At 62.5% G+C, this 25,628-nt stretch carries 22 protein-coding genes; all 22 read left to right on the plus strand.

All coding sequences use genetic code 11. The features are described 5' to 3' along the window. Nucleotides 1–15: 15 nt before the first annotated feature. On the plus strand, nucleotides 16–3,888 hold the full coding sequence (gene purL / locus VIE67_RS04610) for a phosphoribosylformylglycinamidine synthase (RefSeq protein WP_332023730.1): 3,873 nt from the start codon (nucleotides 16–18) through the stop codon (nucleotides 3,886–3,888). A 6-nt stretch (nucleotides 3,889–3,894) separates the two neighbouring features. Beyond that, a complete protein-coding gene (locus VIE67_RS04615) occupies nucleotides 3,895–4,611 on the plus strand; it encodes an exosortase H-associated membrane protein (RefSeq protein WP_332023731.1) in 717 nt (238 codons plus the stop codon). Nucleotides 4,612–4,619: 8 nt separating this feature from the next. Beyond that, a complete protein-coding gene (gene gspE / locus VIE67_RS04620) occupies nucleotides 4,620–6,350 on the plus strand; it encodes a type II secretion system ATPase GspE (RefSeq protein ID WP_332023733.1) in 1,731 nt (576 codons plus the stop codon). 177 nt (nucleotides 6,351–6,527) lie between these two features. Next, on the plus strand, nucleotides 6,528–7,745 hold the full coding sequence (gspF, locus tag VIE67_RS04625; protein WP_332023734.1) for a type II secretion system inner membrane protein GspF: 1,218 nt from the start codon (nucleotides 6,528–6,530) through the stop codon (nucleotides 7,743–7,745). 29 nt (nucleotides 7,746–7,774) lie between these two features. Then, nucleotides 7,775–8,242, plus strand: coding sequence for a type II secretion system major pseudopilin GspG (gene gspG, locus VIE67_RS04630; protein WP_332023736.1), 468 nt, complete (start codon nucleotides 7,775–7,777; stop codon nucleotides 8,240–8,242). Between the two features lie 128 nt (nucleotides 8,243–8,370). Next, entirely contained in the window at nucleotides 8,371–8,853 is a 483-nt protein-coding gene (locus VIE67_RS04635; protein WP_332023738.1) for a GspH/FimT family pseudopilin, read from the plus strand. Between the two features lie 157 nt (nucleotides 8,854–9,010). Continuing rightward, nucleotides 9,011–9,520, plus strand: a complete 510-nt coding sequence (locus VIE67_RS04640; protein WP_332023740.1) for a type IV pilus modification PilV family protein — start codon at nucleotides 9,011–9,013, stop codon at nucleotides 9,518–9,520. A 2-nt stretch (nucleotides 9,521–9,522) separates the two neighbouring features. Further along, nucleotides 9,523–10,185 carry a prepilin-type N-terminal cleavage/methylation domain-containing protein gene (locus tag VIE67_RS04645; protein ID WP_332023742.1) on the plus strand — a complete coding sequence of 221 codons (663 nt, stop codon included), beginning with the start codon at nucleotides 9,523–9,525 and terminating at the stop codon, nucleotides 10,183–10,185. Then, complete coding sequence (locus VIE67_RS04650; RefSeq protein WP_332023744.1) at nucleotides 10,182–11,096, plus strand: type II secretion system minor pseudopilin; 915 nt, start codon at nucleotides 10,182–10,184, stop codon at nucleotides 11,094–11,096. Before VIE67_RS04645 ends, VIE67_RS04650 begins: the two co-directional genes overlap by 4 nt. Further along, nucleotides 11,093–12,307 carry a PilN domain-containing protein gene (locus VIE67_RS04655; protein WP_332023746.1) on the plus strand — a complete coding sequence of 405 codons (1,215 nt, stop codon included), beginning with the start codon at nucleotides 11,093–11,095 and terminating at the stop codon, nucleotides 12,305–12,307. The genes VIE67_RS04650 and VIE67_RS04655 overlap by 4 nt, the downstream gene beginning before the upstream one ends. Continuing rightward, complete coding sequence (gene gspM / locus VIE67_RS04660; protein WP_332023748.1) at nucleotides 12,291–12,914, plus strand: type II secretion system protein GspM; 624 nt, start codon at nucleotides 12,291–12,293, stop codon at nucleotides 12,912–12,914. The genes VIE67_RS04655 and gspM overlap by 17 nt, the downstream gene beginning before the upstream one ends. Beyond that, nucleotides 12,911–13,654 (plus strand): type II secretion system protein, XpsN-like, encoded by a 744-nt coding sequence (locus VIE67_RS04665; protein ID WP_332023750.1) that lies wholly within the window; start codon nucleotides 12,911–12,913, stop codon nucleotides 13,652–13,654. Before gspM ends, VIE67_RS04665 begins: the two co-directional genes overlap by 4 nt. A 21-nt stretch (nucleotides 13,655–13,675) precedes the next feature. Further along, entirely contained in the window at nucleotides 13,676–14,032 is a 357-nt protein-coding gene (locus tag VIE67_RS04670; RefSeq protein WP_332023752.1) for a hypothetical protein, read from the plus strand. Nucleotides 14,033–14,075: 43 nt separating this feature from the next. Next, the gene (gene gspD, locus VIE67_RS04675; protein ID WP_332023755.1) at nucleotides 14,076–16,442 is read left to right on the plus strand and encodes a type II secretion system secretin GspD; all 2,367 of its coding nucleotides are present in this window, start codon (nucleotides 14,076–14,078) and stop codon (nucleotides 16,440–16,442) included. Between the two features lie 17 nt (nucleotides 16,443–16,459). Then, entirely contained in the window at nucleotides 16,460–17,014 is a 555-nt protein-coding gene (locus VIE67_RS04680; protein WP_332023757.1) for a hypothetical protein, read from the plus strand. A 262-nt stretch (nucleotides 17,015–17,276) separates the two neighbouring features. After that, a complete protein-coding gene (locus VIE67_RS04685) occupies nucleotides 17,277–18,815 on the plus strand; it encodes a hypothetical protein (RefSeq protein ID WP_332023759.1) in 1,539 nt (512 codons plus the stop codon). A 194-nt stretch (nucleotides 18,816–19,009) separates the two neighbouring features. Next, nucleotides 19,010–20,092, plus strand: a complete 1,083-nt coding sequence (locus VIE67_RS04690) for a hypothetical protein (RefSeq protein ID WP_332023761.1) — start codon at nucleotides 19,010–19,012, stop codon at nucleotides 20,090–20,092. A gap of 182 nt (nucleotides 20,093–20,274) precedes the next feature. Beyond that, complete coding sequence (locus tag VIE67_RS04695; RefSeq protein ID WP_332023763.1) at nucleotides 20,275–21,204, plus strand: peptidylprolyl isomerase; 930 nt, start codon at nucleotides 20,275–20,277, stop codon at nucleotides 21,202–21,204. 94 nt (nucleotides 21,205–21,298) lie between these two features. Beyond that, nucleotides 21,299–22,078, plus strand: coding sequence for an ABC transporter permease (locus VIE67_RS04700; protein WP_332023764.1), 780 nt, complete (start codon nucleotides 21,299–21,301; stop codon nucleotides 22,076–22,078). Then, nucleotides 22,075–23,355: an ABC transporter ATP-binding protein gene (locus VIE67_RS04705; RefSeq protein WP_332023765.1), complete on the plus strand. Its 1,281-nt coding sequence runs from the start codon at nucleotides 22,075–22,077 to the stop codon at nucleotides 23,353–23,355. Before VIE67_RS04700 ends, VIE67_RS04705 begins: the two co-directional genes overlap by 4 nt. Beyond that, nucleotides 23,352–24,245: a class I SAM-dependent methyltransferase gene (locus tag VIE67_RS04710; RefSeq protein ID WP_332023767.1), complete on the plus strand. Its 894-nt coding sequence runs from the start codon at nucleotides 23,352–23,354 to the stop codon at nucleotides 24,243–24,245. The genes VIE67_RS04705 and VIE67_RS04710 overlap by 4 nt, the downstream gene beginning before the upstream one ends. 75 nt (nucleotides 24,246–24,320) lie before the next feature. Continuing rightward, a partial coding sequence (locus tag VIE67_RS04715) for a hypothetical protein (RefSeq protein WP_332023769.1) occupies nucleotides 24,321–25,628 on the plus strand: 1,308 nt, incomplete at its 3' end.

Raw genomic sequence — 25,628 nt, forward strand, 5'->3', positions numbered from 1 at the left:
CAGCCGATTCCCCGCATGATGGTTTTCGATGGGCAACCGGCCCTGTCGGCGTTCCGCCTGGAACGCCTGAACCGGGAAGTCAGCCGATTGTTGCCGGGCAGCAGGCTGCTCGCGTCCCGATTCGTGTACTTCGTCGCCGCGGATTCTGCCGACGCGACGATCGATCACGATGCGCTTTGCCGCGTGTTGCGCGCGACGCCCGGCGACGCCAGGCAGGCCAGCATCTGGGTCGTGCCACGCCTTGGCACGCTCTCACCCTGGTCGTCCAAGGCAACCGAGATTCTGCGCGGCTGCGGCTTCGCCGTGCTGCGCGTCGAGCGCGGTGTCGAGTTCATCATCGACAAGCCGCCGGCACCGGGTTCGAGCCACTGGCACAAGCTCGCGCAGGCGCTGCACGATCCGATGACGCAGTCGGTACTCGCGAGCCTGACCGAAGCCGACGCGCTGTTCCGCGCCGCTGCACCGGCACCGCTCGGACGCATCGTGCTCGGCGGCGATCCGGCGAGCGCGCTGCGTGAGGCGAATATCCGGCTGGGCCTCGCGCTCGCGCCCGACGAAATCGAGTATCTGATCGCGCGTTACGCCGAACTGGGCCGCGATCCGACCGATGTCGAACTGATGATGTTCGCGCAGGCCAATTCCGAGCACTGCCGGCACAAGGTGTTCAATGCGAGCTGGACGATCGACGGGCAGGCGCAGCCGCAATCCCTGTTCGCGATGATCAAGCAGACGCACGCTGCCGCGCCGCAGTTCACCCTGTCGGCGTATTCGGACAACGCAGCGGTGATCGAGGGCAATCCCGGCGCACGTTTCTTCGCCGGCACCGACGGCCGCTATGCCGCGGTAAACGAGGCGATCCCCTACGCGATCAAGGTCGAGACGCACAACCACCCGACCGCGATTGCGCCGTATGCGGGCGCCGCCACCGGTGCGGGCGGCGAAATCCGCGATGAAGGCGCGACCGGTCGCGGCGCCAAACCCAAGGCCGGCCTCGTCGGCTACACGACCTCGTATCTGCGCTTGCCCGAGATGCCGCGTCTTTGGGAGAAGGAGCGTCCGCTGCCGCCGCGTTTGGCGACCGCGTTCGAGATCATGCGCGACGCGCCGATCGGCGCCGCCGCATTCAACAACGAGTTCGGCCGCCCCTGCCTCGGCGGCTATTTCCGTACCTTCGAAACGGAGACCAGCGACGCCACCTACCGCCGCGGCTACGACAAGCCGATCATGATCGCTGGCGGTCTGGCGAACATGCGTTTTCCACATGTGGAAAAGGGTACTTTGCGCTCCGGCGATGCGTTGATCGTGCTCGGCGGCCCGGCGATGCTGATCGGCCTCGGCGGCAGCGCTGCTTCGTCCGTGGCTGGCGGCGACAGCACCGAGGAACTCGATTTCGCCTCGGTGCAGCGCGACAACGCCGAGATGGAGCGGCGCTGCCAGGAAGTCATCGACCGCTGCTGCGCGCTCGGCGCCGCCAACCCGATCGTCAGCATCCACGATGTCGGCGCCGGTGGGCTGTCGAACGCGATTCCGGAAATCCTCAACGATTCCCATGTCGGTGGCCGCGTCGAGCTGCGCCGGATTCCCTCGGCCGACGCTGCCTTGTCGCCGATGCAGATCTGGTGCAACGAAGCGCAGGAGCGTTACGTCATCGGTCTGCACAAGAATGACCTGGCGCAATTCGAGGCAATCTGCGCGCGCGAGCGCTGTCCGTATGCCGTGGTCGGTGAAGTCACCGAAGATCGCCGCCTTGTGCTCAGCGACGCGACCGCTGCCGCGCCGAATCCCGAGTCCCAACCGATCGACCTGCCGATGGACGTGCTCTTCGGCAAGGCGCCGAAGATGCAGCGCGACAGCAAGCGCAAGAGCCCGCGCATGGATATCGTGCCCGATCTCGACGGCATCACGATCGAGGACGCGATCGGGCGCGTGCTGCGTGCGCCAGCGGTGGGTTCGAAGTCGTTTCTCGTCACCATCGGCGACCGCACCGTCGGTGGCTTGTGCGCACGCGACCCGATGGTTGGACCATGGCAGGTGCCGGTGGCCGACTGCGCGGTGACCCTGGCCGACTTCGAAGGTTACGCGGGCGAAGCGATGGCGATGGGCGAGCGCACGCCGGTCGCGGTGCTGTCCGCTCCGGCATCGGCGCGGCTCGCGGTCGGCGAAGTGATCACCAATCTCGCCGCAGCGCCGATCGCGGATATCGGCCAGATCAAGCTTTCGGCGAACTGGATGGCGGCGATTGGCGTTCCCGGTGAGGACGCCGCGCTGTTCGATGCGGTGCAGGCGGTCGCCAAGCAGTGCGAGCAATTGAACATTTCCATCCCGGTCGGCAAGGATTCGCTGTCGATGCACGCGGTCTGGCAGCTCGACGGACGCAAGCACAAGACCGTGTCGCCGGTGTCGTTGGTCGTCACCGGCTTCGCGCGCGCGACCGACGTGCGCCAGGCGCTCACGCCGCAGTTGCGCACGGATGCGGGCGAAACCGAGCTGTGGCTGATCGATCTGGGCGCCAGCAAGAACCGTCTCGGCGGATCGATGCTGGCGCAGATGTACAACCGCGCGGGCGGCCTGCCTGCGGATGTCGACGATGCGGACAAGCTCAAGCGCTTCTTCGCCGCGATCCAGGCGGCGAATGCGCAGGGTCTGCTGCTCGCCTATCACGATCGCTCCGACGGTGGCGCGATCGTGACCCTGATCGAGATGGCGCTGGCCGGTCATTGCGGGCTCAATGTGGAGTTGAACGGCTGGGGCGAGTCGGCGCTGTCGGCGCTGTTTTCCGAAGAACTCGGTGCGGTAGTGCAGATCCGCGCGAGCGATCGCGCGGCGTTTCTCGCGTTGCTCGCCGTACACGAGCTGCACAAGGCCGCATATTTCTGCGGCGCCCCGCACAAGCGCAAGCGCGTGAAGCTGTGGCTGGGCGGCGAATCGATCGCGCGTTGGCCGTGGCGCGACCTGATGCAGGCGTGGTCGGAAACCAGCCGCGCGATGGCCGAGAGTCGCGACAATCCGCAGAGCGCGAAGGACGAAGATGCGCTGCGCTGCGACGATGAGATGCTCGGCATCACGCCCAAGCTCCTGTTCGATCCCGCAGTCGATATTGCCGCGCCGTACATCAATACCGGCGCGCGGCCGCAGATTGCGATCCTGCGCGAGCAAGGCGTCAACGGCCAGGTCGAAATGGCCGCCGCATTCACACGCGCCGGTTTCGATGCGTTCGATGTGCACATGACCGATCTGCACAGCGGGCGCTATCGGCTGAGCGAATTTCGCGGCCTCGCTGCGTGCGGCGGCTTCTCCTACGGCGATGTGCTTGGTGCTGGCCGCGGCTGGGCCACTTCGATCCTGTTCAACCCGGTGTTGCGCGATCAGTTCGCGGCATTCTTCGCGGATTCGTCGAAGTTCGCGCTCGGCGTGTGCAATGGCTGCCAGATGATGGCAGCGCTCAAGGACATCATCCCGGGTGCGGCGCACTGGCCGGGCTTCGAGCGCAATGCCTCGGAGCAATACGAGGCGCGGCTGGCCACGGTCGAGGTGCTCGACTCGCCATCGTTGTTCCTGCGCGGCATGACCGGATCGCGCATTCCGATCGCGGTCGCGCATGGCGAAGGCCGCGCCGTATATGCCGAGGCGCGCTCACCGCGGCTGACGATTCCGTGCCTGCGCTATGTCGACAACCACGGGCGCGTGACCGAGGCCTATCCGCTCAATCCGAACGGTTCGCCGCAGGGCGTCACCGGCCTGACCACCGCGGACGGGCGCATCACCGTGATGATGCCGCATCCGGAGCGCGTGTTCCGCACGGTGCAGATGTCGTGGGCGCCGCGTACCTGGGGTGAGGACTCGCCGTGGATGCGCATGTTTCGCAATGCGCGCGCGTGGGCGGACTGAGCGACGATGACGATTTCTCCGTTACGGCGTTTCATTCTGGCTGCCATGCTCTGGCTGCCGTTCGCGTTCTTCCTCTGGTTCGAGTTCGCCGCGCAGTTCACCTGGCCGGTGATCCAGATCGCCAAGACCGTACTGCTCAAGGCGTGGCCGGCCATTTACACGGCGATCTCCCAGGGTGCCGACGTATTGGACATGAGCGGACGTGTGCTCGCGCATCACGACTATCTGATGCAGTTCGAAAGCGCGATGTTGATCAATGTCGCGCCAGCGGGCATGCCGGCGAAATTCGGTTTCCCCGAGTACGTGATCAATCCGTTGATCTACGGCTACTCAGTGCCGTTGTTCGCCGGTCTGGTGATGGCGACGCCGAACGAAAAATGGCGCCGCGTGGCGCAAATGGCAGCGGGATTGCTGTTGCTCTGGGTCACCCAGGCATTCGGCGTCGTCTGCGAGGCGCTGGAAATCATCGGCATCAAGGGCGGCGCCGAAGGCGCGGCGGCGATGCATCAGGCGGGCATATCGCTCGATGCGATTGCACTTTGCTATCAATTCGGTTATCTGATCCTGCCACCGCTGGTGCCGGCGGTATTGTGGATCTTGTTCAACCGGCCATTTATCGAAGAGCTCACGCGATCCGCAGACACGGTGCTTCCCGCGACCCATTCGCCGCCACTGGAACCTAATCGCAACGCAAGGGTCGAAACGCAGCAGCCAGGGGATTAGAGTTCATCATGTCAGCCGTCCAGCCATTGCCGAATCCGCAGGAGCCGATCGAGTCGCTTGATGAGCGCATTTGCGCACATCTGGTCGCGCGCGGCCGTTTGAAGGAAAACGACCTGGTTCGTGCGCGCCGCCTGCTCGAGGAAAACGGCGAGGGCACCCTGGTGCCGCTGCTTACCCGGCTGGGCCTCGTTTCCGAACGCGAAATGGGCGATGCGCTATCCGAGGTGATGGGCCTGCCACTGGTCACCGCCAAGGAATTCCCGGAAGCGCCGCCGCCGAATATCTCGATGTCGATCCGTTTCCTCAAGCAGCATCACATCGTGCCGATCGGCGAGGGCGAGGGCAGTGTGACCATGCTGGTGGCCGATCCGGCGGAAACCTATCCGATCCAGGCGGTCGAACTGGTCACCGGGCGCAAGGCCGAGGTGAAAGTCGGCTTCCGTTCGGAAATCGACGATCTGATCGAACGCTATTACGGCCAAGGCCGCTCGGCGATGGGCACCATCGTCGAAAATCTTTCCGACGAGGCCTCGCGCAGCGAGGACGACATCGAACATCTACGCGATCTGGCTTCCGAAGCGCCAGTGATCCGCCTGGTCAACCTGGTGATCCAGCGCGCCGTCGAACAGCGCGCATCGGATATCCACATCGAGCCGTTCGAAAGCCGGCTCAAGGTGCGCTACCGCATCGATGGCGTACTGCTCGAAGTCGAGTCGCCGCCGGCGGCGTCGACCGCGGCCGTGATTTCGCGCATCAAGATCATGGCCAAGCTCAATATCGCCGAACGCCGCCTGCCGCAGGACGGCCGCATCATGCTACGAGTGCAGGGCAAGGAGCTCGATCTGCGCGTCTCCACCATACCTACTTCGTTCGGCGAATCGGTGGTCATGCGTATCCTCGATCGCGAATCGATCGTGTTCGATTTTCACAAGCTCGGCTTCACCGATGAGTTCCTGCCGCAGTTCAACAAGGTACTCGAACTGCCGCACGGCATTCTTTTGGTCACCGGCCCCACCGGCTCGGGCAAGACGACGACGTTGTACACCGCGCTGTCGAAACTCAACACACCCGACGTCAAGATCATCACGGTCGAAGATCCGGTCGAATACCAGATCGAAGGCATCAACCAGATCCAGGCCAAGCCGCAGATCGGGCTGGACTTCTCGCATGCGTTGCGCTCGATCGTGCGCCAGGATCCGGACATCATCATGATCGGCGAAATGCGCGATCTGGAAACAGCCAAAATTGCGATCCAGTCGGCGCTCACTGGTCATCTTGTGCTCTCCACGCTGCACACCAACAACGCCGCGGGCGGCATCACGCGCATGCTCGATATGGGCGTGGAAGACTACCTGCTTACTTCGACCGTGAACGGCATTCTCGCCCAGCGTCTGGTGCGCCGCCTCGATCTGGAACATGCGCAGCGTTATGAAGCGATGCCCGAGGTGATCGAGGAATTCGGCCTGCGTCGCTTCCAGCCCAATGGAAAAGTGGAATTGTATAAACCGATGCCGTCGCCGCTCACCTTGACCGGTTATCACGGCCGCACGACGATCATGGAATTCCTGGTCATGAGCGACCCGATCCGGCGTCTCGTCATGCAGCATGCGGACATGGGCAAGATCGAGGAGCAGGCGCGCGCCGAGGGCATGCGCACGATGTACGAGGACGGCCTGGTCAAGGCGCTCGGCGGCACCACCACCCTCGAAGAAGTGCTGCGCGTGACGCAGGAATCGTGAGACGGGAAGACGATGAAACGGGAAAACGAAGAGACGGATTATGCAAATTTCTCGGTATGAAGTCGGGTTCAATTGCAAGGCGGGCGTGAAGCAGTGGATGTGCGCCGCTGCGCTTTTTCGTCTGCCCGTCTCTCCGTCTCTCCGTCTATCCATATCTCGATCGCGCTGACCCATCTCATGGCCTTATACCGCTACAAGGCAGTCACCTCGGCTGGCGACGTCGTCGAAGGTCAGTTCGACGTCGCCTCGAACGAGGAGGCCGTGGCGAAAATCCAGGACGCCGGCAATATTCCGCTGGAAGTGACTGCGGCCGACAGCGCGGACGGCGGCAGTGTATTCGCCGGTTTGTTCAAGCGCGAGGCGATGAATCAGACCCAGGTGCTGCAATTCACCCAGCAGCTGGCGACTTTGCTCGGCGCGGGCCAGCCGCTCGATCGTGCGTTGCAGATCCTGCTCGATCTGCCGGAAAGCGACAAGGCCAAACGCATCGTCGAGCGGATTCGCGATCATGTGCGCGGCGGCGCACCCTTGTCCGAGGCGCTCGAAGCCGAGCCCGGCGTATTCTCGCGCTTGTACGTCAACATGGTACGCGCGGGCGAAGTGGGCGGCGCGCTGGACACGACGCTCGCGCGTCTGGCCAATTATCTGGAGCGCGCCAAGGCGCTCAGGGAAAGCGTGATCAACGCGATGATCTACCCGGCGATCCTCATCGTCATGGTGTTCGCCGCGCTGTTCGTGCTGCTCGTTTTCGTCGTGCCGCAGTTTCTGCCGATGTTCAAGGACATGAACGTGGAATTGCCGCTGATCACGCAGATCGTGCTGTTCGCCGGCACCACCCTGCAGGATTTCTGGTGGCTGCTGCTGATCGGCGCGGTGTTCGCGGTCTGGTTCATACGCAAGCGACTCGCCGACCCCGATACGCGCCTGGTCTGGGACGCACGCCTGCTGACGATGCGTGTGGTCGGGCCGCTCGTCGGCAAGCTCGAAACCGCGCGTCTTGCGCGCACCCTGGGAACTTTGCTCAAGAATGGCGTTCCTTTATTGACCGCCCTCGGCATCAGTCGCAATGTGCTGGGCAACAGCGCGCTGGCCGAATCGATGGACAAGGCCAGCGAGGAAGTGAAAACCGGCGGCGGCCTCGCGCATGCGCTCGCGCAGAGCAAGCGTTTTCCGCGCTTGGCGACGCAGATGATCAGTGTCGGCGAGGAATCCGGCGCGCTCGACGACATGCTCCTGAAGGTGGCCGACACGTTCGACATCGAGGCGAAGAACACCGTCGACCGTCTGCTCGCCGGCCTGGTGCCGGTGATGACTCTGATCATGACCGGCGTGGTCGGTTTCATCATGATGGCGATTCTGTTGCCGATCATGAGCATCAGCGGCTCGATCCAGTGAACCTCAACGATCCATTCGAAGAGACGAATATGAAGAAGTATAATTTTGCAATCCTGGCAATGCGCGCTCCGCGTGCGGGCGCGCAAGCGCGGCCGATGCGCCCGGCGGCTGGTTTTACCCTGATCGAAATGGTCATGGTCATCGCCCTGATCGGCATCGTCATGAGCGTGGTCGGCAGCTATGCCGTGCAACGCTTCAATCAGGGCAAGTACAACGCGGGCAGGGCCGCGGTGCACTCGATGGACATGAAGGTGCAGGCCTACATGCTCGACAACGGCGCCCCGCCGCAAAGCCTGAATGACCTCGTCACGCGCCCTGGCAATGCGGCCAACTGGAACGGCCCGTACGCCAAGCCGGGCGACGTCAACGATCCGTTCAATCATCCATTTCAGTACAAGGTGCCCGGCGATCACGGCGACTACGACATCATTTTCCTCGGCAAAGACGGCCAGGTCGGAGGCGACGGCATGAACAAGGATTACGGCAACTGGGAATAAGGAATAGCGTGAGCGGTCAGCGGTCAGCGGTGAGTGTGAGGCGACCGCCCAAATACGCGGTTGAATGCCCGATAGGCGTGCCTTCTGGTGGGTTGCGCCGACTCGGAAATACGGTTTCCGCGAACGCGGTGCCCGGCACCACGGCTCGCCGCTCATCGTTCACCGCCAACACTTCACGCGGCTTCACGCTGATCGAGCTGGTCGCGGTGCTTGTGCTGATCGCGATCACGATCAGCATCGTCACCCTGTCGTTCTCGCGCAATTTCGCCAGCGCGAAAATCCATGCGGCGAGCCGCGATCTGGTCGCCGCGTTGCGCTACACGCGCGGCCAGGCGATCGTCAAAGGCAAGGAAGCCACGTTCGATCTGGATCTTGCGCAAAACAGCTATCAGGCGCCGGGCCGCGGGCCGGTGCAGTTGCCGAAGACCATGCACCTGAATTTGTATACCGCGGAGCAGGAGCAGACCAGCGAGACGTCGGGACGCATCCGCTTCTTTCCCGACGGTGCATCGACCGGCGGCCATATTTCGGTATTGATGGATCGCATGGAGTGGCGCATCAACGTCGACTGGCTCACGGGCGCGGTCACGCGTGAGGAGCTGCGGCGGTGATGTTGTTGATCGACCGCTCTTTGCGGGCCAATGCCCCTCACCCCTTGCCCTCTCCCGCATGCGGGAGGACCCTCACCCCTTGCTCCTCCCGCTGGCGCGGGCGAGGGGGAGTGATCGTCGCGCGACGCGCGACAACGGTATTGCAATGGAGCCGGGAGTGATCGTCGCGCGGCGCGCGACACCGTCGTTTCATAAGAGCGGCGGCTTCACCCTGATCGAACTGATCGCTGCGTTCGTCATCTTCGCGCTCGGTTTCGGCATCCTGCTGCAGATCCTCGGCAGTGCGCTGCATACGACGCGGCAGTCGGCCGAATACACCAAGGCCGCGCTGTGGGCGCAGTCGCTGCTCGATGTGCAAGGCATCGGCGAGCCGCTCAAGGAAGGCGGCAGCAGCGGCCAGTTCGACGATACGTACGGCTGGCAGCTCAACGTCACGCGCTATCAGCCACAAGCGGTTGCGGGCGCGACCCAGGTTGGAAATCCGGGCGCGCTCGTCGCGGTGGCGCCGGGGCAGCCGGAAATATTCCAGCTCGAACTGATCGTGAGCTGGGGCAATGCCTATCTGACGCATCACGCACGGTTCGTGACCTTGCGCGTGATGGGTCCCACTGCGCCCGGTAACGCGCCCGGCAATCTACCGATCGGTAGCATACCGGGATTCGGATGACCATGCACAGGACGCAAAGCCAACGCGGCTTCACCCTGCTCGAGATGCTGCTCGTGATCATGCTGCTCGCGCTGCTGCTCGGCGGTGCCTACGGCGGCATCAGCGCGGCGGTGCGCGGCATGCGTTCGGGCGAGGCGGCGATCGAGCGCGTCGACAAGGTGCGCACGGTGCAGGAATTCCTGCGCCATCAAATTTCGCGCACGCTGCCATTCCCGTATGCGCAGACCCAGACCACGCGCGAGATTTTCCATGGCGACGACAAGTTCATGCGCTTCGTCGCGCCGATGCCCGGCTACCTTTCGCACGGCGGCGCCTACGTGCAGACGCTGCAACTGGCGTCGGGCGAAAACGGTCTGCAGCTGGTCTTCACCAGCACCCTGCTCAACGGCTTCAGTACGGACAAATCCGGATCGGGCCAGGTATCGACCGTGGTGTTGCTCGATCATCTCCGCGATGGCAAGTTCAGTTATCGCGGCCTGGATCCGCAACATCAGCTCACCAATTGGAGCGACGACTGGCCGGATCCCAGCGCGACCCCGCTCATGGTCAATATCGATCTCACCCTGGCGGCGGGCGGGCAAATCGACTGGCCGACATTGTCGATACCGTTGATGATGGATTCCAGTGCGCAACGCGGCGTAGGCGCTGCGGGGCTAAGGCAATGAGACGAATTCAATCGCGTGCACCCGCGCGTGGTGTCGCGCTGATCCTCGTGATGTGGGTCATCGCGCTGATGGGAATCCTGCTCGGCAGCTTCGCGCTGATCGCGCGCACCGAAAATCTCGAGGCACGCCACTTGTTCGACACGACCACGGCGCGCTACGACGCGATGGCGGGCATGGAGCGAGCAGTGTTCGAACTGCGCAATCCCGACCCGGCCCAGCGTTGGGTCGCCGATGGCCGGCCCTACGAGTTCCCCTATGAGGGCGCGCAGGTGCGGGTCGAGATCACCAACGAATCGGGCAAGATCGACCTGAATATCGCCGACGGGGCGATGCTGATTCCGCTGTTCGAGTCGGTCGGGGTCGATGCGGCAAATGCGGAGGCGCTGTCCGACGCGATCCAGGATTGGCGCGATACCGACGACATGCCGCGGCCGCATGGCGCCGAGGTCGAGCAATACGCGCAGGCCGGTCTCGACTACGGTCCGACCAACCGGCCGTTCCAGACCGTGTCGGAGGTGCAGCAGGTACTGGGCATGAATTACGAGATCTACGGGCGCATCGAACCTGCAATCACCGTCTATTCCGGGGTGGGCATACCAAACGCCGCGTACGCGCCGATCGAGGCTCTGCGCGCGATTCCCGGCATGACCGAAGCGCTTGCGCAGCAGATCATCGTGACCCGCCAGTCGGCGCCGCCGGGAACCGCCGGTGCGATCGGCGGTCTGACCTTGCCTGGAGGGGTCGCTCTCGTGGCATCGGGTGGGGGCCTCACGTATAGTATCAACTCCAGCGCCACCCTCCCCAACGGCGTCAGCACCGTGTTCGACGCCAGCGTGCGCGTGGGCGGCGTCAGCGCGGCGGGACGGCCTTACACAGTACTGCGCTGGCGCGATGACGAAACATTGAAATGACGATCACAGACGCCTTAGACATCCCGCTTGCCCGCTTGCGCGTGCGCTACGCCAAGACGCCGCTGCCGCAATTTTTTGCGTGGTGGCGGGGCGAACTCGTGGGTCTGCTGCCCGCGCGCTGGCGGGTTTTGGTCGCCGAGCGTCCGCAAGAGCTTTTGCTCGATGCGCGGCCGCATGAATTTGGCGTGTGGCGCTCGTCGAGCGCGGGCTGCGCGGACTACGGACGTATTCCGCTCGACGTGCCCAGCGAAGAACAGCGCGCGGAATTCCTGCGCCTGCGCGGGCAGATCGATGAGCCCAATGTGCGCGTGTTCTACTGCGTCCCCGCCGAACGCTGCCTGCGCCGCGAGCTGACCATGCCCGCCGCCACCGAGGACAAGCTGCGCCAAGTGCTGGCCTTCGAAATGGATCGGCAGACGCCGTTCAAGGCCGATCAGGTGTATTTCGACTATCGCATCATCGAACGCGACATTGCGGCGAAGAATCTCAAATTACATCTCACCGTGCTGCCGCGCGCGCAACTCGACGCGGAGGTCTCGACGCTCGCGGCCTGCGGCATCGCGCTCAGCGGCGTGGATTGCTGGCGCGATGCGCCGGGCAGCGGACGCGCGGGCCTCAACCTGTTGTCGCCCGAGCGGCGCGCCAAGCACAAGGATCGGCGCCTGCGCCTGAATCTGGCTCTGGCTGCCGCGGCGTTGCTGCTGCTCGTGTTTGCAATGGAACAATCGCTGGCCAATCGCCAGGCCTCGCTCGATGCAATGACTGTAGAAGTGGAAAAAGCGCAAAATGACGCAAAACGGACCGCGGCGCTGGCAAAGCAACTGCAAGACCACACTGCGTCGGCCAACTTCCTGTTTCACATGAAGCACGACACGACGACGGTAACCGAGTTGCTCGCCGATCTGACCAAGCGTCTGCCCGACGACACCTTCCTCGAGCGCCTGACGATCGATGAGAAGGGCAAAGTCGATGTCACCGGACAAAGCGGCAATGCGGCGAAACTCATCGACGGGTTGCAGAAATCCGAGGTCCTGGTCGACCCCAAGTTCATCGGCACGATCCAGACCGATCCACGCACCAGGAAGGAGCGCTTCAATTTGACCTTCCAGTTGCGCAAGTGGCCGCAGGGCGAGGCCGAGCGCAAGGATGCCAAGCAAGCCGACGACAGAACTGACAAGCGGGCGGAGGCCGGGCATGCGTCTGCTACCTGAGTCCGCGCGCAACCAACGCTTCCTTGCGGTCGTGCTGCTGCTGATCGTCATCCTCGTGGCGTATCTGCTGTTTGTGCACTGGTGGTTCGTCGCGCCGCACCTGACAATCAGCGATCAGCGCCGCGACCAGCTCGAACAGCAGCATCATTTCGCCGAATTGATCCAGCGCAAACCGGCGATTGAGGCGCGGCTTGAGGAAGTGGCGTCATTCGAGCGCGGCAACCAGGCCTTCCTCAACGATGCGGATGCGACCAGCGCATTTTCCGATTTGTCGGAGCGCCTGAAGCATGTGGTCGACGAGAACGCCGGCGCGCAGTCGCGCTGTGTGGTCGTCGGCGTATCTCCATACGCGAATCGCGAGCAGGAGGTGTACCAGCGCGTCTCGGCTGCGGTAGTGATGACCTGCGACTCGGAGGTTCTCAGCAAGATCCTGTACGCGCTGGAAACCAGCAATCCCTATCTGTTTATCGATCGCCTGGTGCTCTACCGCCAGCAGGCCATGTTCGTACCGGGCGCCAAGGGGCCGTTGCCCGCGGCCCCGCTTGGCGTGCAATTCACGTTGTCGGGCTTTTTGCGCCAGCCCGGCAGAGGCAAGGGCGCAACATGAATTCGCGCCTCTCGCAACTTCTGACCGTAGCCCTCGCCGGAACCTGCGGTGTCCTGCTGCTTTTGATCCTGATGTTCGAGCTTGGCCTTGGGCGTGGCTACAGCTGGTGGCCGCTTGACGATGCGCAGAGTTCCACGGTCAAGCAGGACGAATTGAACCGCTCGACGTTCAAGCTTGCTGCCTGGCAGGAATTTGCCGACGTCAACGTACGCCCGCTGTTCAACGAGGATCGCAAACCATCGCCGCCGGCGCCGCTGGACGCACAGCGCGACGGCAAGCCGATTCCGAGGTTGAATGTGGTGCTTTCCGGCGTCGTCATCACGCACAAACTGCGCATGGTGATGGTCAGGGAGAATGGCAAGACGGAAACGACCACGGTCAGGGAGGGCGGCGCCTTGTCGGGCGATCTGGGCGCATGGAGCCTCGTTCGGGTCGAGCCGCGCAGGGCGATATTCAAAAATACGGCGGGCGAAGATGCCGAGGTGGAACTCATTGCCACCGGTAACGGTCAGAAACCTCCGCCACCGGCCATTGCGGCTTCTGCGCATCCACTCGGGCCGGGTCAGTCTGCCATTGCGGCAGCGGTGCCAGCTGGTGCGGGACCGGGGCAAATCAAACCGATCGAACAGGCAGCCACCGAATTGCAGCGACGGATCGAAGCCCGTCGTCAGCAGATACGCGACGAGAGCACGCGTACGGCGCCGCCGCCAACCCAGCCGGCTGAGCAACAACGTCAATAATGCAATTTTGGAGCGAATGTTATGCCAACGAAAATTTCCTACTTGAGTCTGGGTTTCGCAGCGATCCTTCTGGCCGCCTGCGGCAATTCCAGCCCGCCACCACCGAAGGCCAAACCGGCGGCTGCGCCGGTCGCCAAAGTGGCGACAAGGCCCGAGGTCGCGCCGGCGGATACTGCAACCGTAAATCCACCACAAGACCCGCCGTTTGAGGGGTACGTAGGCGTGGCGCCTCCGGGCAAGGTGGCGTTTGGTCCCGCTCCGCTGGATAGGGATAGCGCTTATCAGGAGGAGCTGAAGAGTAGGATGGAGGCAGAAGCGAAGCAGAAGCAGTCTTCCAAACCGCAGACTCCTGCAAACCAGGACGCCAGCCAGCATTGAGCAAGAAACCAAGAACGGCTAACGGTTCAGGAGTACTTCCGCAATGACTCTACGCCCCCAAAGCGTGACGATTTTTTTTCTGCTGGTTGCGCTTTCGGGATGCACGCAGTTTGGTGCGCACAAACCCGATACGCTGGAAACCGAACTCGGCACGCAGAAGCCGGTAGCGGGCTCATTGCCGGCGCGTCCGGTTGCGGCTGAAGATCAGCCGATCAGCGTCAAGCAAAGCAGCGGCAGCAAAAGCCATACGGCGGCGACGATCGAACCGGGCAATGGCAGGCTGATCAACTACGAGGCTGCCTCTCGTCCCGCGCCGACCGGTGCGGCACCCGCCGGCGTCCAGGGCGATGAAACCACGCTCAATTTCGAAAACCAACCCATCCAGGCCGTCGTGCAATCGATTCTTGGCGCCTGGCTCAACGAGAACTACACGATCTCGCCCAGCGTGACCGGCAACGTGACGTTCTCCACGTCCAGGCCGATCAGTTCGGCGCAGGCGCTGCCCGTCCTCGAAATGCTGCTCGCGTGGACGAACAATGCCCTGATCCACAAGCAAGGCCGCTACGAAGTCGTACCGATCAAGGACGCGGTGGCTGGCAACCTCAGTCCGGTCATTACCACGGCGAGAATGCTTCCAGGTTATCAGGTGCGTGTGTTTCCGCTGAAGTACATCTCCGCGACCGAAATGCAGAAGTTGCTCAAGCCCTACGCGAAGGCGGAGTCGGTCGTTTCCGCGGACAACGCGCGTTCGATGATCGTGCTCGCGGGCACCGCGGCCGAATTGCAGAACTACGAACACACGATCGACGTGTTCGATGTCGACTGGCTCAAGGGCATGTCGGTCGGCGTGTTCGGACTGCGCAATGTCGATGTGGTCAAGGTCATTCCCGAACTCGACAAGGTCTTCGGCGACAAGGCCGATTCGCCGCTCGCCGGCATGTTCCGCTTCATCCCGATGGAAACGACCAATTCGGTCATCGTGATCACGCCGCAGCCGGAATATCTGAAACGCGCGCAGGAATGGTTGTATCGCCTCGACGTCGGTGTCGGCGAAAACGGCACCCAGCTCTATGTCTACGATGTGAAGAACGTCAAAGCCGTGGACCTGTCCGATCATCTGAATGCGATCTTTACCGGGCGCAGCAGCGGTACCAGGAGCACCTCGGGCAACACCGCGCCCGGGCTCAAGGCGACCAACATTGGCGGAATGGGCGGCGCGACGACCGGCGGCATCAACGCGACGAATTACTCGACCGGTCTGACCCAGAGGCCGGCGACGACGAACACGCCCAACGCGAATCTCACCACGACCGGTACGGGCACGCCCACGACCGGGGCCAACGGCAAGGAAAGCGACATTCGCATCACTGCGGTTGAGGAAAACAACCAGCTGCTCATCATGGCTACACCCGGCGAGTACGATTCGATTCTCGCCGCGATCCATCGCCTGGACGTGTCGCCGTTGCAGGTGCAGATCGAGGCCAAAGTACTCGAGGTCACGCTATCGGGCGATCTGGAGTTCGGTGTGCAATGGTGGTTGGCCGGGTTGATCAACAACAAATCCACCACGCCGGGCTCCAGCACCGGAAATACCTACGACTACCCGTTTATCAACAAGAATGGCGTCACCGATAGAACGCGCGCGGCGCTGGGAGGAAGCTCGCCGCCCTCGGTGAACGGTGCGGCAGGTCTGTTCTATTCGTTCTTGAACAAGAATTTTCAGGTCGCGTTGAACGCGCTGCAGACCAGCGGCAATTCCAAGATTCTGTCCGCACCGTCGATGGTCGTGCTCAACAATCAGGAAGCGCAGATTACGGTCGGCACGCAAATCCCGATCGTGCAAACCTCGATCATCGGCTATCCGTCGACGACCGCCGCGACCGGGACGACGGCGAACCCCGTCACCAACACCGGTATCGGGCAGGTTTCCTATATCAGCACCGGCGTCACGCTCGACGTCAAGCCGCGCGTCAATCCGGGCGGCCTGGTCTACATGGAGATATCGCAGGAAGTCAGTGCTCCCGGACCGGCAGCGGCGGGCAGCAATCCGCCGATCAGTCAGCGCAGTCTGCAGACCCAGATCGCGGTGCAGAGCGGACAGACCGTCCTGCTCGGCGGGCTGATTTCCGAAAACGACATCCTTTCCGATTCCGGCGTGCCGGGACTGAGTAGCATTCCGCTGCTGGGCAAGCTGTTCGGCAACACGTCGAAGACCCGCTCGCGCACGGAGATCATCGTCCTGATCACGCCGCAGGTGATCACCAACGCCGAGGATGCGCGGAGCATGACCGACGAATACCAGAAACGCTTCGAATCGCTGGCGCCGCTGCGTGCGAAGAATTCCACATCAAACCCGGCTGCCGCCGCCCCCGCGCACGAAACGCCCCCAGCCGGCTCGCCCAAGCAATGACAACCAGGATACAAAAGATGAAAAATATAAAAGTATATTATTGGATTCCGGCGCTCGCCGCCGCGCTGATGATGCTCGCTGGTTGTCAGAAGCAGGATCCGGCGGCGGTCGTGAAGCAGCGCGCGGTCGAGCGCTGGAGTCTGCTGGCTGAAGGCCATCCGGTAAAAGCCTACGAATATCTGAGCCCGGGCTACCGCACCACGCACACGCTCGATCAATATGTGGCCTTCGTCGCCACCGCGCGACTCAAATGGAGATCTGCAAGAGTCGTGAAGCAGGAGTGTGAAGCCGAGGTCTGCACCGTGCATCTGATCGTGGAATCCACGGTTCCGGCGACACTGGCCAATACGCCGCGCGATCTGCAGCTGCAAACGCCGCTGACCGAGCAATGGATAGCGAGCGGCGGCCAATGGTATTTCCTGCCGGACGCCGCCGGCACGGCATCGCCCGCGGCGGGTTCAGCAGCGCAGAATGGCGTCAACCCGGCCGGCGCCGCTTTAGCCCCGGTTCCGCCTCCCGCGCAGTCTGCGTCCGACCCCGCGCCGCCGCCGCCGAGCGATGCCGGCAAATAGCCTGTCCGTTGTCGGCGCCCGCGCCCGCCAGGCCGATTTTGGGCAACCCCTTGCTGTGCAAGGGGAAAATGCCGTGATCCGTAGTTGCGTGCCGCGCGCAAGATCTTCGGACCGTGGTAGTTGCGTCAAGTTTCCGTTTGTCGTAGCATTGCGGCGCTGCTGCTTGCCCTCGTCGGGCCCGTGCTGTGTTTTGGCGGGAGAGCGCGAAAAAGGCGGGCCGGCAAATAACATAAGCCCTGTGGTCGATTCTAGGAGTGTCGAAATGAAAAGAACCAGTCTTACTACTGCTGTCATCGCCGGTATCGTCGGCGTAGCTGGCATCTCAAGCTTGGCAAATGCTGTTTACCTCAATGGTGACGGTCTGGGCCAGGCGCTTGTTTATCCGTATTACACGGTCAATTCGTCCAACGGCAGTGCCAACGGCACGGCTCTGACGATCGTCAATACGACCAATCAAGGCAAGGCCGTCAAGGTGCGTTTCCTTGAAGGCTATAACAGCCGCGAAGTGCTCGACTTCAATCTTTACATGTCGCCATACGATGTATGGACGGCGCAAATCGTTCCCAACGGGAACGGCGCTGGCGTGTTCTCTACAGACAACTCCTGTACGGTTCCCGCCCTGCCGACCAGCTCGCCGGGTTTCGCGTTCTCGACGTTTGGCTTTGATGGCACGACGCTGGCGAAAGACGGCGGTCCGACGGACGCATCGCGTACGAAGGAAGGCTATGTCGAAATGATCGAAATGGGTACGGTAACGAATGCCAGCGCCAACAAGACTCTGACGGCCATTACCCATGTCAATGGCGTGCCGAAGGATTGCGCGCAGCTGATTACCGCTTTTACCCCCAACAGCAGCAATGCCTACTGGGTTCCTGCCAGTGCTGGCGGCACTGGTAATCTTTCTACCGATATCGCTGCCGCTTCGGGTGGCCTGTTCGGCTCGGGCACCATCGTCAATGTGCATGCGGGTACCGTCGAAGGCTACAACGCGGAAGCGATCGATCGCTATTGGGATGCGGGTGGCGTGCTCAAGCAGTTCAACCACACCGACCCGAGCAGCTTGGCCCCGAGTCTTTCCGGTGGCTCTTCGGTTACCAGCTATGTCTTCGCGCAGTCGGCGGCCAATGTAAGCGGCGCGGCGCTGATCACGACGTCGTATGCCCAGGCGCGTGATGCGGTTTCCTCTTTGTTCATGGCCGACACCATTTACAACGAATACTTTACCGGCGGCGGTACGGCCCTGAGTTCGGAGTGGGTGGTGACGTTCCCGACCAAGCGTTTCTATGTCGATCCGCCTATTTCTGGTTCGGCGACTGTCATTGCACCGTTTGATGTGTTGTTCACCAAGGCTGTCGGCAACAACGGTCTGCCGGGCAGTTCGTGCTCGCCGATCGGCGTCGGTTACTACGATCGCGAGGAGAGAACTCCGGGCGCGCAGCTCGGCACCATCTGCCCGTCGCCGTTGACCTGCGGTCCGGTCGCCGTGAAAACGACCCTCTGCTACGAGGCGAACGTCGTGACCTTTAATCAGGCGGGTCCGAAGAGTTCAGTACTCGGCTCCAACCTGGTCACCCCGATCACGACCGGATACGACAGCGGCTGGGCGAATATCGACTTGGTCGACTCTGCTGACAATCGAAGCCAGCATAGTCTTGCAGGCGCCAACGTGTTCCTGGGTCTGCCGGCGACCGGCTTCTTTGTGACCCAGTTCCTCAACTCCAACGTCAGCAATGGCGTGTTGGCGAACTACACCTCGCTGTACAAGCACAAGGTTCATCGTGCGGTCCAGGTGGCATCGTAAGGGTTAACAACACCATGTTGTAAGTCTCATCAGGAGGGGGGCTTTAGGCCCCCCTTCTGCTTTTTGTGGGGATCCAACCGATTAGCGGCCACGTCTGCCTGGGCAGGCGGTCATACCGATTAACGAGTCTCTACGCCATAGAACGATATGATCGATCAGATTTGCGTCAACCTTGCGAAATTTGGAGTACAGAAGTGAAGAAAACTTTTTTATGCGGCTTGGCCCTGTTTTTTGCGTCCAGCGCGTTCGCGCAGACCACGGCGATCACCTTCCCAACCCCGGGCCAGAACTTGAGCATCGGCGGCTGCACCTTTTCTGGCGTGACCAGCTTGTCGGTCAATACCGCAAACGGTACCGCGATTACCGCCAATGGCACCGCGACAAACGGCTGCGCCCCGAGCGCACCCGGCGGCGGTGCGACCTCGACCGTGGGCGTCAGTCTCGCTCCGTCGAGCTACACGATCGGCGATACGAATGCGGCCAACTTCCCGGTTGTTAGCTGGTCCAGCGCGGACACGGGCGTAACCTGCACGGCTGTCAGCACAAGCATTCCCACGGGGTTTACCGCGGTGCCTTCAAGCACCAGCCTAGGCAGTGGCAAAATTACCTTGCAACCCACGGGAACGCCGGTAGCGAACACCTACTCCGTCGTCGTGCAATGCACCACCAGCACGGCCAGCACCACCGTCAGTCCGAGCACCTCGACCCTGAGCCTGTCCGTCGGTACGGCATCGCCGCCCGGCGCCTGCAGCGCGAGCCAGACGAGTACCACGTTCTCGAACGGTGCCGTGTTGTCGCGACAGTGCGTCGGCACGATTGGCTGGGGTCAATACAATACGTCCGACAACAATGTGGCGTTGACCTCCCTCGATACGGAGATGCGCGGTACTTTCGGTAACTACCGCTATGACGGTTTGACTATGATTCCGTATGTGACTGCCGGCCAATACATTTCCCTGGCCTTTACTCCGACGGTCGTGGGCAGCCTGCAATTCAATCTGAACCCTACGTACGGCATCGGCGGCACCATATCCCTGAGCACCACACCGGGAAGCTTCACGCCGGTGAATCCCAATTGCATCGCAGCCAATGGAAACAGCCTGAACCTGGTCGCAGGTGTGAACTATCCCACATTGTGTAGCCTGAGCCTCGGCACGACGTACTACGTCAATTTTGCCGGGGTGTTGAGCGACGGGTCGCAGGCATGCAATCCATTGTCCGGTGGGTCCGTGCCGACGAGCTGCAGTAGCGCAAAATTGGCGTACTACACCCAATAACGGGCGGGCCGCGAACTTATCGCCAAATTGGCAGTCGAAGCTTTTCGACATCAGTCGCCGGGTGCAGATCACGCACCCGGTGTTGTCGTGATCGGCGGCGCCAATCGACTGGATGCCCGACCTGAAGGTCACCAACGCCGGAGCGTTCCGGCGTTTTTCGTTTTCTCAGAGGACGTTATTCGATGATGCGCAAGATTCTGGGCGTGGCACTCATGGCCGGCGCGCTGACCTCCGCGTTTGCCGCGGATGCGGATGTACAGATCGTAAGTCAGGGCGGAACAACCGTGACCCTCGCCGATATCAATGCCTTCATGCAACGGATACCGGCCGATCGCCGGGTCGGCTTTCTCGACAACGCCGAACGCGTCAATCAGATGGTGACCAACGTGCTGCGCGACAAGCAATTGGCAAAACTCGCGACCGAACAGAGGCTCGACCAGGATCTCGCGGTTCAGGCGCAGATCGCTTTCGCGACCCGGGAAATCCTGTCGAAGGAGTACATGCTCAACCTGGACAAATCGTTCAAGATTCCGCCCATGGAGCAGGCAGCCAGGGAACAGTACCTCGCGCACAAACGCGACTATGTCAGCAGCGGTTCGGTGGAAGTCCAGCATGTGCTGATCTCGCCCAACGGCCGGCTCGATATCGAAGTCAAGGCCCTGGTGGACAAGGTGCACAGCGAAGCCGTGGCCAATCCGGGCGGCTTCGATCAACTCGTGGAAAAATATTCGGACGATCCATCCAAGAGCAAGAACAAGGGCCACATCGAAGACGGCACATCGGACAAACTGGTGCCGGCCTTTGTCGCCGCAGTGAAGAACCTCAAGACCGAAGGCGAGATTTCTCCGGTCGTGCAAACGCAATTCGGTTACCACGTCATCAAGCTGGTCAAGAACCATCCGGGTCGGCAACTTGCATTTTCGGAAGTGAAGGCGCAGATCGAGGCGAAGCTCAAGCAGGACTACATCGCCGAACAGCGCCGGATTTTTCTGTCCAAATTGGATGAAGACACGGCGACGGTCAATCCGGACTTGGTCGAATTGCTGCACAAACGCTATGCACCGGCGGGTACACTGACTCCGACCGAGGCGGCCAGAGGGAAGGTGCAGTAAGCACCGGACGCTGCGTGGCGGGATAATCGGCGCGCAATGACGTGCGCGCGCCCGCTGGGGCAGGGAGATTTGAGCGGGCGATGAGGCGCAGCGCGTGAATACATCGATGGCCCTGGTCGCGCATTTTGTGCGACGCGAATTGCAAAACCGCTATCTCGGCAGCATCAGCGGCAGCCTGTGGGCCCTGATGCAGCCGCTGGCGCAATTGGCGATCTACGGCTTCGTCTGGGCCTACGTGTTCAAGATGCGGCCACCCGGCGACGACGCCTCCCCCGGCGCGATCGTGCCGTTTCTCGCGCTGGGCATGTGGCCGTGGAATGCGTTCGCCGAAGCGGTGACGCGTTCGACGACGGTGATTCAGGACAATGCAGGTCTGATCGGCAAGGTCGCCGTGCCGCGCGCGGTGCTGGTATTTTCCACGGCTGCGGCGAGTTTCCTGCTGCACGGTTTCGGCTTCTGCGCGATCATGGTGGCCCTCGGCCTCGCCGGAATGTCGGTGCATCTGCTCATGCTGCCAGTCGCCCTGCTTGCGTTCGCGCTGCTGTTCCTGCTCGCGCTAGGGTTTAGTTTTTTGTTCGCCGCGGTGCAAGTGTTCGTGCGCGATCTGTCGCAGGCGCTCGGGCAGATCATGCCGCTGTGGATGTTCGCGTCACCCGTGCTGTACGCGCGCGAGCAGTTGCCCGAGGCGTACCGCGGCTGGTTCGGTTTCAATCCATTCTCGTTTTATCCCGAATATTTGCGCTCGCTGATGCTCGACGCCGGCCGTGTCGACGTGGTCGCACAGTCGATTGCGGTCGTTGTCGCGATCGCCGTCTGCGCGCTCGGCTACGTGGTGTTTCGCCGACTGGACCCACGCTTCGAGGATTTCCTGTGAGCGCGATCGTCGCGACCAGCAGCCCAGGTGCCGTTACGGACGATACCCTGGTCGCCGCGCATGGCTTGGGCAAGTCGTATCCCAAGGTATTTCGTCCGCGCGATCGTCTGCGCGCGCTCGGCAGGCTTTTGCTCGGCAGCGACATCGCCGACTCGGTGCCGGTGGTGCGCGAGGTGGATCTGCGCGTGCGTCGTGGCGAATCGCTGGGTCTGATCGGTGAAAATGGCGCGGGCAAGTCCACTTTGCTCAAGCTGCTCACGGGTGTGCTCACGCCGAGCGCCGGCACGGTCGAGGTGCACGGTCGCGTCGGCGCGCTGCTCGAACTCGGCGCGGGCTTTCATCCGGAATATACCGGCCGCGACAATATTGCGATGTCGGCCGCGCTGTACGGCCTCACCGGCGAGGAGATGCGCGAGAGACTGCCACAGATCGTGGAGTTCGCCGATATCGGCCGCTACATCGACGAGCCGGTCAAGCACTATTCGTCCGGCATGGTGGTGCGGCTGGGCTTTGCCATCGTTGCCGCGCTCAAGGCCGATCTGCTGATCACCGACGAGGTGCTCGCGGTCGGTGATGAATCGTTTCAGAAGAAGTGCGTGCGCTGGATTGAGGATTATCTGGACGACGGCGGCACCCTGATTCTCGTCTCGCACAGCATGTACCACATCCAGAAACTGTGCCGGCAGGCGTGCTGGCTGCATGAGGGCGTGATTGCGGCGGCGGGCGATGTGTTCGAGGTCACCCAGGCCTATCTCGCGTTTCACGAGCGCAAACTCGCCGGGACAGCGCCAGTTCGCGATACGATCGCCGCGCAAGGGCTCGAATTCCATCTGCTCGATCTCAGCGTCAACGGGGTCGCCCAGGAAACACCGCTGTTCCTCGATCGCGGCGACAACCTGCGCGTGCGCGCGCGCGTGCGCTCGCGCGATGGCCGTGCGCCGGTGGTCGCGTTCGGCATCGTGCGCGCCGACGGCAGCGCGGTGTATGGAGTCAGCAGCGAGATGGACGGCGTGCTGCCTTTCGCCGAAAGCGAAAATGTATACATTGCCGAAATCGAATTCGCCAACCTCGCCCTGCTGCCGGGCGCATACGCAATAAGGGCGCATCCGCTCGACAGCGAAGGCGTGCGCCTGTTCGATACGCTGGAACGCGGCATCGTCGTGCGCGGCCATTCGCGCGAATTCGGCATCGTGCGTCTCGATCATGTCTGGCACCAGACGCCGTCGCCGACTGCCGCGGCGCAGGATACTCGTCTGCTACGGGCAACGAATCCATGAGCGGCGTACCGGCTGCCACCGCCCCAAACGCCGCCGCATTGGAGTTCAGCGGCGAACGCTTCACCCCGGAATGCGTGCGTGAAATCTGGTACGAGCACTGGCATCGCTACGCGTTCGCGCGTGCGTTCGCGCGGGACAAGCGCGTGCTCGATGCCGCCTGCGGCGAAGGTTACGGCAGCGCATTGCTTGCCGGCGATGCGCGCGAGGTACTCGGCGTGGATATCGCCGAACCAGCCATCGCGCACGCCCGCGTGCGTTATGCGACGCATGCCAATCTGCGTTTCGTGCAGGGCGACTGCACGGGCTTGACCCTGCCGGATGCGAGCGTTGATCTCGTCGTTTCGTTCGAGACGCTTGAGCATGTGGCGGCGCAGGAAGCGCTGGTCGCCGGATTCGCCCGTGTGCTCACGGACGACGGCGTGCTGATCGTCTCTTCGCCGGACAAGCGCGCCTACAGCGACGCAAGCGGCTTTCGCAACGAGTTTCACGTGCGCGAGTTGTATCGCGAGGAATTGCTCGCCCTGCTCGGCGCACATTTTCCCTTTGTATACCTGTACGGGCAGAAGCTTCTGTTTCAGTCGGCGATCTGGGCGCTCTGCGCCGGGCAAGGCGGCGGAATCGCGGCGGCGACCGCCACGGGGCCGGATTCGATGAAATCGGGCCTGCACTACGATCCGCTGTACTTCATCGCGGTCTGTGCGCAGCAGCCGCTGAACGCGTTGCCCGAGCTCGCGCTTTTTGGCGACCGCGAAGAATCGGTGTATCAGCACTACAATCACGAAGTGCGCAAGAACATCGCGGCGGGCGGGCGCATCGCCGAGCTCGAAGGCGAACTTGCCACTTTGCGCGGGGAACTGGAACAGCGCAAAAAGGCCGGCGCGGAACCTTAGACGGTGCGGCACCACCCATGAAAGCAATGCCGCCGCGCGTGTCGCCAAAGCGTCCGCGGCGAGTGGAATGAATCGATGGAAAACACCCTGAACTACCAATTCAACTACGCCGCGCCGCCACTGGTGGCCCCGCTGCCGAAGGCCGACCCGAAGGCGCCGACGTTCGCTTCGGAAGACGGTCTCGTCGCGTCGCTGTCGAGCCAGGAATGCATCTTCCAGGTCCGGCGCACCGGTGAGCCGCATGTGATGACCTTCCAGGTCCTGCAGGCAATGGATCAATGCCGCGAGTTTCGTACGCTCGACGAACATGCCGCGCGCATCCAGTCGACCCTGCCGGCCCTCGCCGGCAAACGCGATGACGTCAAGCGCGTGCTCGACAGCCTCGTGCAGCGCGAATTGCTCGTTGCCGATCGTGCGTTTGTGGGGCGCCTGGGTACCGCCACGCCGCGCGCACAGGCAGAGCTGCGTGCGGTATTCATCCGTGCCTGCGATCGTCCCGAGCAGCTTGCGCATCTGCTCGCCTCGCTGACCGAATACGAGCGGCGATTCCAGGCTGGCAGACACTATGTCCTGCTCGACGATTCCGCGCTGCAGGCGAGCGTGAACGAGCAGCGCGATCTGTTGCGCGAGTTCGCGCGAACCACCGGCTGCAAGATCAACTATGTCGGTCATGCCGAACGCGGAAAAATCGTCGAAAAATTGATCAAGGCTTCGCCACAGGCCAAGGTTGTGGTCGAAAACCTGCTGGCACGCGACAAGCATGCGCAGACGCAGCGATTCGGCGGGGGCCGTGGCATGAATCTCGCCTTGTTGCTTTCCGCCGGTGCGCGCCTCGCCGTGCTCGACGACGATCTGCGTCTTCCCTTGAAACGTTCCGAATTCGCCCGATCCGGTCTCGATCCAGATCCGAATGCGCGCGCGCTGGTGCACTTCCACGCAAATATTGAGGAGACCCTGGGTTCGGGTAGCGAGATCGCTTCCGATCCATTCGAACTCAATCTCGCTGCGTGCGGCCAGACGCTCGGTTCGCTTGCGGACTACTCGCTCGACCCCACCGCGTTGCGCGGTCTGAACCTGAGCCGGCTCGATTTGATCAAGGGTGAGGCACGTATCGTCGCGACCCAGCTCGGCAGCTACGGCAGCTCGCGGACTGCGTCCGGACTGTGGCTGTATGAGCTCAATCCGGCAAGCCGCAAGGAATTCTGGCGGGAACGGGCAGAATATCTGCGCAATGTCGAAGCGCAGCACATCTGGTACGGCGTAGCCCAGGCGCGGGTGCTTGAGGTGAGCGGCTTTACCCCGTTTGCGATGGACAACTCGCAGTTGCTGCCGTGCACGAATCCAGTTGGGCGCGGAGAGGACAGTCTGCATGGAGCGCTCATG

Source organism: Rudaea sp. (assembly GCF_036560865.1).
Taxonomy (GTDB): domain Bacteria; phylum Pseudomonadota; class Gammaproteobacteria; order Xanthomonadales; family Rhodanobacteraceae; genus Rudaea.